A 16,194-nucleotide genomic window follows, 5' to 3' on the forward strand; every position below is an offset into this window, starting at 1 on the left:
AAATACCATGACAATACTGAAAACCACATATTCGCGCCTGATATTTCTGATCCTTGCTGCGGTGGTTCTGGCAGGATGCTCATCAAGCCCCGAAAAAAAGACGCTTCCGGAATCCCTGACTGAGGCCGAACTCTACCAGATGGCCAACCAGTCCCTGAATAACCAGAGTTATACAAAGGCTGTAGAGTATCTGCGGACACTGGAGTCACGCTACCCCTTCGGCTCTTTTGCAGAACAGGCTCAGCTGGACCTGGTTTATGCCTATTTCATGAATGTAGAGCCTGAAGCCGCCAGAGCAGCAGCGGATCGTTTCCTTCGCCTGCACCCGCAGCACCCCAATGCAGACTATGCCTATTATATGAAAGGTCTGGCTTCTAACACGGCCTCCATGGGTCTCATCGAGCGCTACCTGCCATTAGACAACACAAAGCGTGATCCTGGTCAGGCTCGCCAATCCTTCAATGAGTTTCGTGAATTGCTGACGCGCTACCCGGACAGCAAATACGCACCAGATGCCCGTCAGCGGATGGTAGCCCTGAGAAATCGTCTGGCTGATTATGAGATTCATGCAGCCAATTACTACCTGAAACGCAAAGCCTATGTAGCGGCTGTGAACCGTGGCAAGTATGTTGTTGAAAATATGCAGAAGACCCCGGCGGTAGAACCCGCACTGGGTATCATGGTGGAAGGTTATCAGCGACTGGGCCTGATAGAGCCCGCGAATGAAACCCTTGAGGTCTTAAAGCTGAATTTCCCGAATTCGAATCTACTCAATGAACAGGGTGAATTCATCGGCTACCAGTCCTTCGGTGATGTCGATCCCTCGCTGCTTTATACCGTGACCTTTGGCCTGCTGGGTGATTCAGGTATTGAAAAGCAGAAAGCGCAGACCCCGGTTGCTCCCCAACCTCCCGGGAACAAACAGTAATTCCCTGTGGCTTCCAGCAGGAGGCCACTCCACCTTCTGGTTTAGTAATTCAATGCCAACAACTGTGAAGTGCCCGAAATGCGGCAAAAAAGTAGAATGGAAGAAAGAAAACGGGTTTCGACCCTTCTGCTCCCAACGATGCAAGCTGATTGATCTTGGAGCCTGGGCGAATGAAGAGCGTTCGATACCCGGAAACCCTGCTTTCGATGATCTGATGACCAGCGACATTGATGACCATTTAAAGCACTGATAAGCCCCCACCAGCTCCTGGTTTCACAGGCCAGGATCTCAGGTTCAACAGGGCTTCTGCCTGAGCACGTTTGAACTTGAGGACTTGATACATTACCTCACGAAGCTCTGGCTGGTGCATATGTTCAGCCAGCTCGCTCAACTGCTGATCCGACAGTCTGGTAATTCTCTCCAAAGCTAACTTTATCGATCGTCCCACTTGCTCTGGCGGCATCTGCTCAACCATTGTCAATAGTGTCTTCTTACCTCGATATTGAAACCTGTGCAATTTTGAAGGACGCAAAAGACTCTGGCTAAATTCATCAATGGAACAGTTCCTGGGGAGGGAAAATCGATTATAAAAGGACATACCGAAATCAATACTGACTAACTTACCAGTCAGCAGCTCGTCATCTTCGGCATGCTTGAAGAGGTAATTATCAAGTTTCAGATAGTCCTGATCGCCCAGAAGAAATCGCCTCATGACAAGATTGGTAACCGGGTTATGATCATCAGTAAACTGACAAATAGAAGGGAATAATGTTTGTTGAAAGAAGGTATTGCCAGGGTAGAAGCCTTTCAGGTCTTTAGAAGCTACACAATGATCCTGATTTTTTTCGTCCAGACTGTAGCGATGAATGTACTCTTGCCCGTAACCCATGACTTGTTTGTAGGCTGCGGCAGCAAGGCACTCCCTCTGGGCCAACACTTTTCGATCATCATAAAAACGGGCTTTGTAAGATTTTCCAGTGATCAGGTGGATCACTTTTTGCAGCAACCGTTTAAACTTTTCAGCACCCGATTCATACCCGAGTGTTTTGACATGCCAAAACTCTTCCTTTTTTTCAGCTTTAGTAGAATCTGATTCTCTCCCGGCCCCTCTCGAATCTGTTTTGATCCGCATGAACCGGTGAGCAACAACTCCCCGGTGAATCTGTCCGGGGAGCTCCTCCCAATATTCACCAAAGGGCCTGTCATTAATGGATGGAAGAATATTTCTGCCAACCTGCCCGGTCTCTTCGAAATAAGCAACCGCCCGATCCTGAACAGGACGCTGCCCCAGCATTGAGGCCTCTTCATCCAGCCCTTCGGTACCAGGCAGATTCCCCAGTGAACCTACTGTTCTACCCAGTGAGTCACTGCCAGCAGTTGACGGGGATTGGAATGTTGAATCAGCGGGCAAAACTGATGTTGATTTGTTGCCACCAGGTCCGATATTAGAGTGAGACATTTGCTTCCCTGCAAGAAGTCTTTAATCTTAAATTAAGACTAGTATACGGCCTCAATAAGTTTGCGACCAGAAAGCACCGATGGCAGCCAACCCCTGGGCTCCCCGGTCTATGAACTGCTCCTGATCAGCAAGCTGCATCCCCCCCAACCAGAACACAGGCAATGGGCAACGCTCTGTCAGCTCTGCAGCTTTTTCCATTCCTAAGGTTTCACAGCCCGGATGCGTCTGTGTCGACATAACCGGAGAGAGTGTTACAAAATCGACACCCAGTGATACCGCCCGATCGATTTGTTCCTGATTATGACAGGAAGCTGCCAGCCACTGACCAGAACGAGAAGCACTTCGCCAATCAACACCCTCCTGCTGAAGCTGTTTCGAGGTAAGATGGATACCGTCACACCAGCTATTGGCCAGTAGTTCAGGCTCACCTTTAAGAAGCAAGCTGGCCCCGGTTTCCCGACAAAGGTGATGCAGCTCTCTGGCTAAATGCTGATAGGTTCCTTTATCCAGCCATGGAGCCCGAAACTGTATCAGCTCTACTCCCTGCTCAAGCTGGTAACTCACTTTTTCCAGAAGCTCAGCAGCCACATCAAACTTACCGGTGATCATATAGCGATTTGGTAACAGGACTGCCGTAACGATGGGACCATTAGCCGGAGGAAAGTTCAGCTCGGGTAACTCTTTCAGATCGACCCATCGGATCTCCTGACCCTCATTACCACGAGGCTGGCCAATGATATCGTTCGCCCACCAGGTATCGAGACAGACAGACCTGTCCGGGTAATCATGCCGAATCGAAATCAACTTTCGGAACTGATTTGCCTCAACATCCAGTTCTTCCTTAAGTTCACGATTCAAGGCTGCCGTAACGAACTCTCCCTCTTCCACCTTGCCACCCGGAAACTCCCAGTAGCCACCCATGTGCTTATCATTCGGTCGCCGTGCTATAAGAATTCGTCCATCATCCCCGCGAATAACTGCCACCGCAACATGCACCACCTTCCTGACACTCGCCTGATTTTCTGAAGACATCACCTACTGCCCTGTTTTCAAGTTCGATATTCAGCATTGATTCGAACATACTCATGGGAAAGATCAGTAGTCCAGAGTGTTTCCGTGATAGTACCTGCCCCCAGCTGAACACGGATCAGTATCTCTTCCTGATTCATTACACGCTCACCTTCCGCTTCGGTGTAAGAGCAGGCAACACCCCCATCTTGCACAATGCAAACGTCGTCTAGCCAGATGGAAACCTTATCAATCTTTAGCTCTTCGATCTCAGCTCTTCCCACAGCAGCAAGAATCCTGCCCCAGTTCGGATCACTGGCAAATAATGCAGTCTTGACGAGTGGAGAGTGGGCAATGGTATAAGCAACTTCAAGGGCATCAACGACACTGCTCGCCTGTTCAACCTGAATGGTTACAAACTTGGTAGCGCCTTCTCCATCTCTGACAATAGCCTGTGCGAGTGTCATAGCTACCTCTTCAACAGCCTCTTTCAGAGCTTGGTACAAAGGCCCCTGAGACTGCATTATGGATTCATTTCCGGCCTTGCCCGTGGCTACCAGCATGCAGCAATCATTGGTGGAAGTATCACCATCTACTGAAATTCTATTGAACGACAAATTAACAGCATCAGACAGAAGGCTTTGTAAAACAGTCTCATCTACGGAAACATCTGTGGCCATAAAAGCCAGCATGGTGGCGATATTCGGCTTGATCATGCCCGACCCTTTGCTGATTCCCGTTACCGTGTAACGTTTACCGTCAACTTCAAACTGTCGGCTGGCACCTTTGGGGCGGGTATCGGTCGTCAGTATGCCTTCTCCGGCTCTGTGCCAGCCATCTTCACTCAAATCCGAGAAAGCAGTGGGCAGGCCAGAAACAATTTTGCCAACGGGGAGAGGCTCGCCAATCACACCGGTTGAAAAAGGCAGCACCTGATCTTCCTGCACCCTGGCAAATTCAGCCAATGCACGACAGACCTCGGTGGCATCCGCCATTCCCTGTTCACCGGTACCCGCATTAGCATTGCCAGTATTAATAACAAAATACTCAGGCAAACGGTTAATGCGACGCCTGGCCAGATGGACAGGAGCAGCACAAAAACGGTTTAGAGTGAAAACACCGGCAACAGAAGCACCCTGATCCCAGTTCATAATCACAAGATCCTTACGATCCTGCTTCCTGATACCTGCCTCTGCTGTCCCCAGACGAAAGCCTTTTACTGGATGCATTTCCGGCCAGCTTCCTGATCCTACTGCCATGGTTTCTCCATCTCCTCTTTTTTCATTCCAATTCGCTGCCCACGCCATCCCTTCAACCCGGCTACCTCCCGGGTTCAATAATCCTGATAACGGACACAGAGAATCGGGCCAGAGAGCATTGATTCAACTGACCTATGCGAAATACACTTATAGCTAACCATTTACATTTTGTTATTCATTATCCAACGATTTTTTCAAATATCTCAAAATAAGTCGGGAAGGTCTTTGAGGTGCACCCAGGATCATTGATGGTAATTGGACTGCCACCGAATGCCGCCAGGGAAAAACACATGGCCATTCTGTGATCATCATAGGTATCAATGACTGCAGACTGAATCTGCTCAGGGGGATTAATCACAATGTAATCTTCACCTTCTTCAACTTCAGCTCCCACTTTACGAAGCTCGGTCGCCATCGCTGAAAGCCGGTCAGTCTCTTTGACCCGCCAGTTGTAAATATTTCGAATAGCCGTCTGGCCCCTGGCAAACAGAGCAGTAGTAGCAATGGTCATGGCTGCGTCTGGGATATGGTTCAGATCAATATCCACACCTTTAAGCTCACCTTTTTCTACTTCAATCCAGTTGTCACTCCAGGTGACTTTAGCGCCCATTTGCTCCAGTACTTCAGCAAATCGGGCATCGCCCTGCACACTGGCATTACCGGTTCCATGAACTTTCAGCTTACCTCCGATTGCTGCAGCTGCCAGAAAGTAAGAAGCCGAGGAAGCATCTCCTTCTACCATAATTTCACCCGGGGATCGGTAAGCCTGCCCCCCTTCTACGACAAAGTTCTGGTATTCATTATTCTGGACATTAACACCAAAGCGCTCCATAACCGAGAGAGTGATATCGATATAGGGTTTGGAAACCAGTTCACCTTCAATCGTGATGAACGTTTTATCTGATGCTAATGGTGCTGCCATGAGCATTGCTGTCAGAAACTGACTGGAGATATCTCCCCTGATGCTGACTTCTCCTCCCTTCAGGCCCGAACCAAGGACTTTCAGAGGTGGAAAGTTTTTCTCACCCAGGTACTCGATGTTTGCACCGGCCTGCTCAAGACAGGAAGTCAGATCGCCGATAGGTCGCTCATACATTCGGGGTTCACCCGTCAGGGTGTATTCTCCTTGCCCCAGGCACAAGGCTGCCGTCAATGGCCTCATGGCAGTGCCGGCGTTTCCCAAAAACAGAGTCAGGCTTTCACCAGAACCGAGCGGGCCAGCCAGTCCGATGACTTTGCAAACTGTATTGTTATCTGACAGTCGATACTGGACACCCATTGCTTTCAGAGCCTTCAGCATATAGCGAACGTCATCGCTATCCAGAAGATTGGTGATGGTGGTTGTACCTTCTGCCAGTGCAGCAAGCAGTAAAATACGGTTGGACAGGCTTTTTGAGCCAGGAATAGAGACTTCCCCTTGCACGCGGGAAATGGGCTTTAAAACAAGTTGCTCCATTGGACTTCTTAACTGGCCGAATGATAGTAAAAATTAATTATACCCCAATGCCTCGATAAATCAGCCGGTTTAAAACAGTCCATAAAAGAAAACAGGCCGCAAAGCGGCCTGTTTTCTTTAAAATAACGGGTCAATATCAAACTATTTTACCGTGACACTGTTTATACTTCTTGCCGGAGCCACAGGGACAGGGTTCATTTCGGCCGACTTTGCGACTTTCTCGAACGAAAGGTTCGGTTACACCTTCTGGCAGTTCACCTTCTTTCCCTGAATGATCTTCCATAACATGCGCCTGCTCATGCTGAAACTGCATACGACGAATCAGTTCCTGACGACGCTGCTCCTCCATTTCCTCGGTTTTGTCATCCTGCTGAACCTGAACATGAGAAAGGATACGAATGGTGTCCGTTTTGATATCTTCCAGCATGGACTGGAACAACTCAAAGGCTTCACGTTTGTATTCCTGCTTGGGGTTCTTCTGGGCATAACCTCTTAAGTGGATGCCCTGACGCAGGTGATCCATGGTCGCAAGGTGTTCTTTCCACTTGTCATCCAGTACACGCAACAGGATATGTTTCTCGAAGTTCCTCAGGGACTCGCCACCCGCCAGTTCTTCTTTCTGCTTGTAGTTGGAGATGACCTCAGCCAGAATCTTCTCTCTCAGACCTTCTTCTTCCAGCTTGTCATCTTCATCCAGCCACTTCTGGATCGGCAAATGGATAGCCAGTTCAGCCCCAAGCTTCTGCTCGAGACCTTTCACATCCCATTGCTCTTCAAGACTCTCGCGTGGGATGTGCTGGGAAATGACATCGCTGACCACTTCAGATCTCATGCTATCAATGCTGGATTGCACGTTTTCAGAATTCAGAAGCTCATCACGCTGTTTGTAGACCACTCTGCGCTGATCATTGGCGACGTCATCATATTCCAGCAACTGCTTTCGAATATCGAAGTTACGACCCTCAACCTTGCGCTGGGCTTTTTCAATCGCATTGGTCACCATTCGGTGCTCGATAGCTTCACCTTTTTCCATACCCAGTGCTTTCATAAAGTTCTTCACCCGGTCAGAGGCAAAGATACGCATCAGGTTATCTTCCAGAGACAGGTAAAAACGGGAAGAACCTGGGTCCCCCTGACGACCGGACCGGCCACGCAGCTGATTATCGATACGGCGGGATTCATGACGCTCAGTACCGATAATATGCAGACCACCGGCTGCCAGAACGGCCTTGTGGCGCTTCTGCCATTCAGACTTGATCTGGTCTTCCTGCTGCTGATCTGGATTTTTAACGGCTGATAGCTCGGCCTCCCAGCTACCACCCAAGGTTATGTCAGTTCCACGACCCGCCATGTTGGTAGCAATGGTAATAGCACCCGGACGCCCCGCCTGGGCAATGATCTCGGCCTCCTTCTCGTGAAATTTGGCGTTAAGAACATTGTGAGGGATCCTGGCCTTATTCAAGGCATTGGACAGGAGTTCGGAAGCGTCAATAGATGCAGTACCCACCAAAACAGGACGCCCCTGCTGAACGGTTTCCTTGATGTCTGCAATGATCGCTTCGTACTTTTCTTCAATGGTCAGATAAACCAGATCGTTACCATCCTCACGTACCATTGGTTTATGGGTCGGGACAACAATAACGTCCAGACCATAAATCTGGCGAAGCTCGAAAGCTTCTGTATCCGCTGTACCGGTCATACCAGAAAGCTTTTCGTAGAGTCGGAAGTAGTTCTGGAAGGTTGTCGAGGCAAGGGTCTGACTCTCAGCCTGAATATTCAGTCCTTCCTTAGCCTCCAGTGCCTGATGCAGACCTTCAGAGAGACGACGGCCCGGCATGGTTCTTCCCGTGTGCTCATCAACCAGCAGCACTTCGCCGTCGGCCACAATGTACTCAACATTTCGCATGAACAGGACATGAGCTTTCAACGCTGCATTCACATGATGAAGCATATTCAGGTTATGGGCAGAATAGAGACTCTCTCCTTCAGGCAGGAGTCCCAGCTTCTGCAATTGCTCTTCAATAAACAAATGGCCGATCTCGGTCAGCTCAACCTGACGGGTCTTTTCATCCAGCAGGTAATGACCGGTTGGCTCTTCACCTTCTCCGAGTTCTTCTTCCTGTTTTTTCAGCTGAGGAGCCAGTTTGTTCATCTGTTTGTAGAGTTCAGAGGAATCTTCCGCCGGACCGGAAATAATGAGTGGCGTTCGGGCTTCATCAATCAGGATGGAGTCCACTTCGTCGACAACAGCATAGTGCAATTCACGCTGAAACTTATCTTCCTTGCGAAACGCCATATTGTCACGAAGATAATCGAAGCCAAACTCATTGTTGGTTCCGTAGGTAATGTCAGCTTGATAAGCAGCCCTTTTCTCTTCAGGAGACTGCTGGGGAACAACTACTCCGACTGTCAGGCCAAGAAACTCATAAAGAGCACTCATCCACTGGGCGTCTCGACGAGCAAGATAGTCATTAACGGTAACAACATGAACACCCTTACCTGTGATGGCATTCAGGTAAACAGGCAGTGTCGCCATCAGTGTCTTACCTTCACCGGTTCTCATCTCGGCGATGCGACCTTCGTGAAGAGTAATGCCACCGATCAGCTGGACATCAAAATGTCTCATGCCCATGCTGCGTTTACTGCCCTCTCTGACGACAGCAAAGGCCTCGGGCAGCAAGTCATCAAGATTTTCGCCTTGCTGATAGCGATCCTTGAGGGACTGAGTCCGCCCCCTGAGCTCTTCATCATTGAGACCAGACAGTTGATCTTCCAGAGCATTGATCTGTTTGACCAGCTTGCCCATGCGTTTCAGCTGGCGATCATTCCGGCTGCCGATAATTTTTTTGACTAACGAAGCTAACATAGATTGGTTACAGTCTCACTCTGATTCCGGGGCTGCCTCTCTTGCCGACAATCCCGGGTGGGCAGACAAGCTTAAGAACAGCCAAATATTCTATGACAATCACACAAAAGTCTCATCCATATTAGCTATAAATCTGGCCCTTAATGTTTTATAAGCCATAAACGTAAAGCTTAAGATGGTTTTTTATTGACTGACGTCAACGCCAGACGTTTGCAACAATCTGGATTAAAGGCAGAAAAATCCAAACCTTACAGACATTTACACTCATCAGTAAAGGATATAGGGACTGGAAAGAAGTCTTTCAAGGGAAGAGCGCTACTTTTTCGCTGACAACTCGCAGGATCAGCACTGAATAATCGGGCAGTGAGATTCATCGAAAAACAAGTCATGAAAAAGGATCGGAAATACCAGCAATATGAGGAGCGCTTTGTTCTTGTCAGGAAAGATCACTTGCTTGCCCGATAAATGTAGCGCTGTGGATCCACATGCTTACCATTGCGAATCACTTCAAAGTGAACATGCGGCCCTGTTGAACGACCTGTGCTTCCTACTTTAGCAATAACCTGACCTCGAGTAACGATGTCGCCCACCTTGACTTCGTTGGAATAATTGTGCGCATATCGTGTCACATAGCCATTAACATGGTTAACCTCAACCATAAGCCCATAGCCAGAGCGATCACCTGACCAGGTCACGACACCGGCAGCCACAGCAATAATGTCAGAACCATTTACAGCGGCCATATCAATACCTGAATGCCAGGATAATTTTCCGGTAAAAGGATCTGCTCTCTGACCAAAACGAGAAGAAAGCCAACCTTTCTTGACAGGAAGCCCTGCCACAAAGACATCATTACTCATGGTCCTGTTAGAGACCAGGCTGGTCAGAATATCAAACTGCTGCTCTCTGCTGTCTATCTGCTCAGAAAGTTGATCAATAGCATCAATAAGCGGGGGCATTGAATAGATAGATTCATTGGAAGGCAGCGCTTCCGGGCCACCAATAGCCGGCACTTCATCGAAGAAAAACTCGCCATCATCCAGTTTCGCAGCAATGGTTAGTCTCTCGCCAACAGCATCCAGTCGGGTAATCCGCCCTTGTAACTCTGCCAGACGAATGGTCAGGGCATCAATTTGACGTTCTGCAGCAAGACGAACATTTTCAACTTCTTTTCTCTGTCCGCTCAGGACTGTCCGCCATTCTTGCAGGCCCTCTTCAGTCAGGACAACGCCAGATTTCGAATTGAGGAAAAGATAGGTAATACCTCCACCCAGCATCATGCAGAGAAAAACCGCCGAAAAAGCAGCCAGTGCCAGCCGCTTGCTTGTGACTCTGAACGATTGTGTTCGAGAGTGATCTTGCTTTACAACAATGACTTTCATTCTAGGAAGCCCTGTACTCCCAATGATTCAACCTTATTAACTCATTATCATGGAAATCACTGCTCATCACCCGGGCTTCAATGCAAAAGGCGATAGAGCGTCATATCCACATCCTGTCTTGAAACAGGATAGCGCTATTCAGTCATGGAGAATCGACACAACCATGTCAGCAATATTTGACCCTGGTAAAAAAGTCACTTTGCTGTCGTTCTCCCACATTCTTGTTTTCTTCACTCTTGATGGTTTTCAGATTCAGGTAAATCTTTAAAAACCAGATGCCTCATTTAACCAGTATAGATTCCAAAAAAGGTCGCTTCTGTGACCTTCAATGAAAGGTGACTATATGAGTTAAGCAGTAACCGCAGCCGGCTTAAGGTAGGAAATCGGTGCCACTTCAGTATCCTCAAATGTCACTACTTCCCAGGCTTTTTCATTCTCCAGCAGAGAACGGACCAGCTTATTGTTTAATTCGTGTCCGGACTTGTAGCCAACGAACTGGCCAACCAGACTATTACCTAATAGGTACAGATCACCGATGGCGTCCAGAATCTTGTGTTTAACCAGCTCATCATGGTAGCGCAATCCGTCTTCGTTCAGAATACGGTAGTCATCAACCACTACAACGTTGTCAACACTGCCTCCCAAAGCCAGATTCTGTGAACGCAGATACTCAACGTCACGCATGAATCCGAAGGTACGGGCACGGCTGACTTCTTTTACGAAAGAAGTACTGGAAAAATCAATCTCAGAGGTCTGTGAACGACCTTTGAAAACAGGGTGGTCAAAATAGATAGTAAAACTGACTTTGAAGCCGTCATAAGGCTTGAAAGTAGCTGTTTTCTCACCATCAGTGACGGTCACTTCTTTCTTGATACGGATAAATTTCTTGGCTGCCTCCTGCTCCTGAATACCAGCAGACTGGATAAGGAAAACAAAAGGTCCCGCGCTACCGTCCATGATCGGAACTTCATGGGCGCTCAATTCGACATAAGCATTGTCGATTCCCAGACCAGCCATTGCCGAAAGCAGGTGTTCAACGGTGTCTACCCGAACACCGTCTTTCTGCAAAGAGGTACACAGGGTAGTTTCTCCGACATTTTCTGCACGAGCAGGAATTTCCACCACAGGATCAAGATCTGTGCGACAGAAGATAATGCCGGTATCGACGGGAGCCGGCTTAAGAGTCAAATAGACCTTCTCACCGGAATGTAACCCCACTCCCGTAGCTCGAATAATATTTTTCAGGGTACGCTGTCTGATCATGATAACGCTATTCCGCGACCTCAAAGGCCCCTGTTATTTGAATTCAACGACTTATTGTAACAAAAGTTACACATGACACAACCGGTCATTGATTCAATCAGCCTGTCGGCGCAAAAACGCCGGTACATCCAGGTAATCCACATTGTCAGTTGATGGTGCTTGCCTGCGGGGCTTTTCAGCTTCCTCTACCTCGGGCTGTTCAGCTGCTTTCTTGCGAACATGAGGAGGAATATCAAGCTCCTTGAGGTTCAGGGTACCGTCTGGACGGGTCGCCCTTGGCTTGGAACCATCAACCACCTTAAGGGACTGTTCCTGCTTTTCGTCACTGTCTCCCAGACCAGTGGCAACAACAGTCACTCTTAATTCATCCGTCATTTCCGGATCGATAACTGTACCTACTACAGTGGTGGCATTATCGGAAGCAAATTCACGAACAGTGTCACCCACTTCATGAAATTCACCCACAGAAAGATCGAGACCAGCAGTAATATTAACCAACACTCCGCGAGCCCCCTGAAGGTTGACGTCTTCCAGGAGAGGACTTCGGATAGCTCGCTCGGCCGCTTCAATCGCTCTGTTGCTGCCTGTGGCTGAACCTGTACCCATCATAGCCATGCCCATTTCAGACATAACAGTCCGGACGTCAGCAAAGTCAACATTAATCAGGCCGTCACGGGTAATCAATTCTGAAATACCCTGAACTGCGCCCAGCAGTACGTCATTTGCTGCACCAAAAGCGTTCAGCAAACTGACATCACGACCCAAAACAGGCAGAAGATTCTCATTAGGAATACAGACCAGGGAGTCTACGCTCTCTTTTAACTGATTCAGCCCCTCTTCAGCCACTGTCATTCTGCGGCGACCTTCAAAAGAAAACGGCTTGGTCACCACCGCTACGGTCAGAGCCCCCATCTCTCTGGCAATTTCAGCCACAACCGGAGCAGCACCTGTACCTGTACCTCCTCCCATACCGGCAGTGATGAAAACCATGTCAGAGCCCGCCAACACTTCAGAAATACGGTCTCTGTCTTCCATCGCTGCATCACGACCGACCTCCGGATTTGCTCCAGCCCCGAGGCCACGAGTAATATTGGCTCCCAGTTGCAGATGGGTATGAGCCTGAAGGTGCTGTTTTTTCAGAGCCTGGGCATCCGTATTAGCACAGATAAACTCAACACCTTCCAGCCGACTGTTCAACATGTGGCAGACTGCATTACCGCCACCGCCACCTACGCCTACAACCTTTATCACCGCTTCCTGCGGAACATTATCCACCAGTTCAAACATGGCTCTCTCCTTTCTGTCACCGTAAACAGGATATTTTCTGAATATTAAATGCCATTAAACTTCAATCACTTTCCTGCAGGAACACCCTGCATGCAGTGTGCCCCTGTTTAGCCAATGACAATCAAGCCATTGCCTTCTGCAGGATTAATTCTGTTGATTGCTACCCAACCCTCAATCAGAATTGACCTTGAAACCATTTTTTAAGCCGATTGAACAGACTTTCTTCCTGTCTGCTGAAACTGGCCGTTTCCCTTCGCCCTTCCTGTTGAGCTTTCAAACCATAGTGAAGCAGGCCGACACCTGTTGCATAAATAGGATTACAAACGACATCTGTCAACCCCTGAATGGCCTGAGGCATGCCGAGCCTGACCGGCATGTGAAAAATTTCTTCTGCCAGATCTACGGCACCCTCCATTTTGGACGTACCACCCGTCAGCACGATACCGGCCGGAATGAGATCTTCAAAACCACTTCGTCTCAATTCCGCCTGAATCAGTGTAAACAGCTCGTCGTATCTTGGCTCAACCACCTCTGCCAGCGACTGTCGAGATAGCTCTCTGGCTGCCCTGTCTCCAACACTCGGAACCTTGATCATATCTTCAGCACGCGCCAGTTGGGTAAGAGCGCAGGCATATTTGATCTTAAGTTCTTCAGCATGCTGAGTGGGTGTTCTCAGAGCCATGGCAATATCATTGGTGACCTGATCACCCGCTATAGGAATAACTGCCGTATGTCGTATGGCTCCCTCAGTGAAGATAGCAATATCGGTGGTGCCACCTCCAATATCAACCATGCACACACCGAGCTCTTTCTCATCTTCTGAAAGCACTGAATAGCTCGAAGCCAACTGCTCCAGAATAATGTCGTCTACTTCAAGACCACATCGTTTAATACAGTTCTCAATATTCTGCGCTGCATTGACAGCACAGGTCACCAGATGCACTTTCGCTTCCAGACGCACTCCTGACATGCCCAATGGTTCCTTCACACCTTCCTGGGTATCAATCACATATTCCTGAGGCAAAATATGAAGAATTCGCTGATCTGCCGGAATGGCAACAGCCTGGGCGGCATCAATCACCCTGTCAATATCGGCACTGGTAACCTCTCTCTCCCTGATAGCAACAATTCCGTGGGAGTTCAGGCTGCGTATATGATTACCTGCGATGCCGGCGTAAACGGAGTGAATCTGACAACCGGCCATCAACTCAGCCTCTTCCACAGCCCTTTTTATGGCATGGACTGTAGAGTCAATATTGACAACAACACCACGCTTCAGACCCCGTGAGGTATGTGAGCCGATCCCGATCACTTCCAGCTGGCCATCTGCGGTTATCTCACCGACGATCGCTACAACTTTGGAAGTTCCAATGTCGAGTCCGACTATTAAATTTCCGTTATCTGCCGCTGTCATGGCATCTATCATCCCAAACCACTCTGACCAAAATAGTCAGTGCGCCGAACCCACTACTCCAGTGTTGCCACGAAAACGCATAATGACGTTTTCATGACTATTTCCAGGCCACCGAAGCCCCATTCAAATAGCGCAAGTCAACGCGCTTTACATCCTGCCAGCGATCATCGAGCCTTGCATAATACAACCTGATAAAACGCTGCAATCTTTCCATTCTGCGATCACGCCCGAGATTGACATCAACGTGATCTACTTTCAGCCACCAGGAATCCGTTGTACTGAGCCGCAACTCTCTAACGGCAACTCCCAGGGGCCTGATCACCTGACTAAACGCCAGGTATTGCTGCATTATATCCTGAGAACGATCCTCCACCCCTGCCAGCTTTGGCAGCTTACTGAAGGCCTCCAGAGATCCGGGTCTGAAAACTTCTCCGTCTTCATCAATCAAACCGTCATCCTGCCAACGGGCAATCGGTTTTCGCTCTTCCAGACTGACGATCAGAGTATCCGGCCACTCACGTCGCAGACTGGCTTCCCTTACCCAGGGCATATCCAGGACAGCCCTTCTCATCTCTTCCAGGTCAAGGTAAAAAAACCGATTGACCAACCAGGGGGCCAGCTGTTTTTCAACATCACCACGTTCCAGATAATTGAACGTAGAACGCACTTCCACCCGTGCTATCGGCTGATTAACCCACATCATCAATGTCGGCCAAATCCAGAGCAAAGACACGGCCAGAACACAGATGACAGTCAATCCTAACCAGCGTCTCCACAATCCGGGCCGAGCCAGCTTTTTCTCTATTCCCCGACTCGCCCCACGACCGCGCCTGCCAGAGTCGTCAAGTGGCTTCTGATTCAGTTTGAACAAGCTCTTTGCTTCCCTTTATTCCTCCACCCTCTTTCTGACGAGCCGGTAACAGGGACGACTTCAGAATCTCCAGAACCAATATTTCAAAGCTCAAACCCACTGACTTTCCGGCCATAGGAACAAGACTCGTTTCAGTCATACCAGGTACAGTATTTGCTTCAAGCAGCCAGAAGCGTCCTCTTTCGTCCTGCATAAAGTCGACTCGACCCCAACCAGAGCAACCCAGTGTTTCGAAAGCGGTCAGTGCCAGAGCCTGAAGTTCTTGCTCCTTGCTTTCAGACAGACCACTGGGTAAGTGGTATTGAGTATTTCCTGAAACATATTTAGCGTCATAATCATAAAAAGACTCTGCCGATTCGATTCGAATAGCAGGCAAAGGCTGACCATTGAGAATCGAAACCGTATATTCAGGACCATCAATAAACTGCTCCACCAGCACAGAACCACCGTATTTTGAAGCCTGCTCCCAGGCTGGCAACAGATCCTGCTCCCGATCAACCCTTGTAATCCCTACACTGGAGCCTTCCAAACTGGGCTTTACGAAAGCCGGCAATATTTCTGCACAGCAATCAAGGCTTTCAGCCTGCTCAATCAGCATAAAGTCCGGGGTGGGTAAACCAACCGCTTGCCAGAGCAGTTTGCTTCTGTATTTGTCCATGGCCAATGCTGAAGACATAATGTCACTGCCCGCATAAGGAATATCCATTTGATCAAGCAGTCCCTGCACCGTACCATCCTCACCGCGGGGACCATGCAAAGCAATAAAAACGCGATCAGGCTTCTGTTCCACCAGCTGTGAGACCAGCCCCTCGATTGGATCAATAAGACAACAATCTATGCCACTGGTTTTCAGGGCTTCAAAGATTCGTTTACCAGATGCAAGACTTACTTCCCGCTCAGCTGAACAACCACCCAGTAATACCGCGACTTTACCGAATACTCTTTTTAGCTCATCACTGTCTGCATCAATGGCAACTTGACCCTGGTCCTGGCTATACATC

The 16,194-nt window shown here is 48.9% G+C and carries 13 protein-coding genes; 2 read left to right on the forward strand and 11 right to left on the reverse strand.

The window, feature by feature from the left end:
• Positions 1-7: 7 nt before the first annotated feature.
• Positions 8-928 carry an outer membrane protein assembly factor BamD gene (locus tag ACOMHB_RS18105; RefSeq protein ID WP_422134505.1) on the forward strand — a complete coding sequence of 307 codons (921 nt, stop codon included), beginning with the start codon at positions 8-10 and terminating at the stop codon, positions 926-928.
• Between the two features lie 52 nt (positions 929-980).
• Positions 981-1,178, forward strand: a complete 198-nt coding sequence (gene yacG / locus ACOMHB_RS18110; protein ID WP_422134506.1) for a DNA gyrase inhibitor YacG — start codon at positions 981-983, stop codon at positions 1,176-1,178.
• Here yacG and ACOMHB_RS18115 read toward each other — a convergent pair.
• The 11 genes from ACOMHB_RS18115 to ACOMHB_RS18165 form a co-directional block, all read right to left on the reverse strand.
• A complete protein-coding gene (locus ACOMHB_RS18115) occupies positions 1,167-2,387 on the reverse strand; it encodes a hypothetical protein (RefSeq protein WP_448217672.1) in 1,221 nt (406 codons plus the stop codon). The genes yacG and ACOMHB_RS18115 overlap by 12 nt on opposite strands.
• Positions 2,388-2,438: 51 nt before the next feature.
• Positions 2,439-3,419, reverse strand: a complete 981-nt coding sequence (locus tag ACOMHB_RS18120) for a Nudix family hydrolase (protein ID WP_422138473.1) — start codon at positions 3,417-3,419, stop codon at positions 2,439-2,441.
• Positions 3,420-3,436: 17 nt separating this feature from the next.
• Entirely contained in the window at positions 3,437-4,654 is a 1,218-nt protein-coding gene (gene argJ / locus ACOMHB_RS18125; protein WP_448217673.1) for a bifunctional glutamate N-acetyltransferase/amino-acid acetyltransferase ArgJ, read from the reverse strand.
• A 178-nt stretch (positions 4,655-4,832) separates the two neighbouring features.
• A complete protein-coding gene (gene aroA / locus ACOMHB_RS18130) occupies positions 4,833-6,110 on the reverse strand; it encodes a 3-phosphoshikimate 1-carboxyvinyltransferase (RefSeq protein ID WP_448217674.1) in 1,278 nt (425 codons plus the stop codon).
• Positions 6,111-6,246: 136 nt separating this feature from the next.
• Positions 6,247-8,976: a preprotein translocase subunit SecA gene (secA, locus tag ACOMHB_RS18135; protein ID WP_448217675.1), complete on the reverse strand. Its 2,730-nt coding sequence runs from the start codon at positions 8,974-8,976 to the stop codon at positions 6,247-6,249.
• 446 nt (positions 8,977-9,422) lie between these two features.
• Entirely contained in the window at positions 9,423-10,358 is a 936-nt protein-coding gene (locus ACOMHB_RS18140) for a M23 family metallopeptidase (RefSeq protein ID WP_422134512.1), read from the reverse strand.
• A gap of 348 nt (positions 10,359-10,706) precedes the next feature.
• Positions 10,707-11,621, reverse strand: a complete 915-nt coding sequence (gene lpxC, locus ACOMHB_RS18145) for a UDP-3-O-acyl-N-acetylglucosamine deacetylase (RefSeq protein WP_422138477.1) — start codon at positions 11,619-11,621, stop codon at positions 10,707-10,709.
• A 93-nt stretch (positions 11,622-11,714) separates the two neighbouring features.
• Positions 11,715-12,908, reverse strand: a complete 1,194-nt coding sequence (gene ftsZ / locus ACOMHB_RS18150) for a cell division protein FtsZ (protein WP_422134514.1) — start codon at positions 12,906-12,908, stop codon at positions 11,715-11,717.
• A 175-nt stretch (positions 12,909-13,083) separates the two neighbouring features.
• Complete coding sequence (gene ftsA, locus ACOMHB_RS18155; protein WP_422137126.1) at positions 13,084-14,322, reverse strand: cell division protein FtsA; 1,239 nt, start codon at positions 14,320-14,322, stop codon at positions 13,084-13,086.
• 97 nt (positions 14,323-14,419) lie between these two features.
• Positions 14,420-15,193, reverse strand: a complete 774-nt coding sequence (locus ACOMHB_RS18160; RefSeq protein WP_448217676.1) for a cell division protein FtsQ/DivIB — start codon at positions 15,191-15,193, stop codon at positions 14,420-14,422.
• Positions 15,165-16,193: a D-alanine--D-alanine ligase gene (locus tag ACOMHB_RS18165; RefSeq protein WP_448217677.1), complete on the reverse strand. Its 1,029-nt coding sequence runs from the start codon at positions 16,191-16,193 to the stop codon at positions 15,165-15,167. The genes ACOMHB_RS18160 and ACOMHB_RS18165 overlap by 29 nt, the downstream gene beginning before the upstream one ends.
• Position 16,194 lies beyond the last annotated feature (1 nt).

The sequence above is a fragment of the Endozoicomonas sp. 2B-B genome, from assembly GCF_053470045.1.

Bases quoted from the DNA above. Each gene is read 5' to 3' on its own strand.
- ftsA (WP_422137126.1), bottom strand. From the start codon at position 14,322: ATGACAGCGGCAGATAACGGAAATTTAATAGTCGGACTCGACATTGGA.
- ACOMHB_RS18105 (WP_422134505.1), top strand. From the start codon at position 8: ATGACAATACTGAAAACCACATATTCGCGCCTGATATTTCTGATCCTT.
- secA (WP_448217675.1), bottom strand. From the start codon at position 8,976: ATGTTAGCTTCGTTAGTCAAAAAAATTATCGGCAGCCGGAATGATCGC.
- ftsZ (WP_422134514.1), bottom strand. From the start codon at position 12,908: ATGTTTGAACTGGTGGATAATGTTCCGCAGGAAGCGGTGATAAAGGTT.
- yacG (WP_422134506.1), top strand. From the start codon at position 981: ATGCCAACAACTGTGAAGTGCCCGAAATGCGGCAAAAAAGTAGAATGG.
- ACOMHB_RS18165 (WP_448217677.1), bottom strand. From the start codon at position 16,193: ATGTATAGCCAGGACCAGGGTCAAGTTGCCATTGATGCAGACAGTGAT.
- aroA (WP_448217674.1), bottom strand. From the start codon at position 6,110: ATGGAGCAACTTGTTTTAAAGCCCATTTCCCGCGTGCAAGGGGAAGTC.
- ACOMHB_RS18115 (WP_448217672.1), bottom strand. From the start codon at position 2,387: ATGTCTCACTCTAATATCGGACCTGGTGGCAACAAATCAACATCAGTT.
- argJ (WP_448217673.1), bottom strand. From the start codon at position 4,654: ATGGCAGTAGGATCAGGAAGCTGGCCGGAAATGCATCCAGTAAAAGGC.
- ACOMHB_RS18120 (WP_422138473.1), bottom strand. From the start codon at position 3,419: ATGTCTTCAGAAAATCAGGCGAGTGTCAGGAAGGTGGTGCATGTTGCG.
- lpxC (WP_422138477.1), bottom strand. From the start codon at position 11,621: ATGATCAGACAGCGTACCCTGAAAAATATTATTCGAGCTACGGGAGTG.
- ACOMHB_RS18140 (WP_422134512.1), bottom strand. From the start codon at position 10,358: ATGAAAGTCATTGTTGTAAAGCAAGATCACTCTCGAACACAATCGTTC.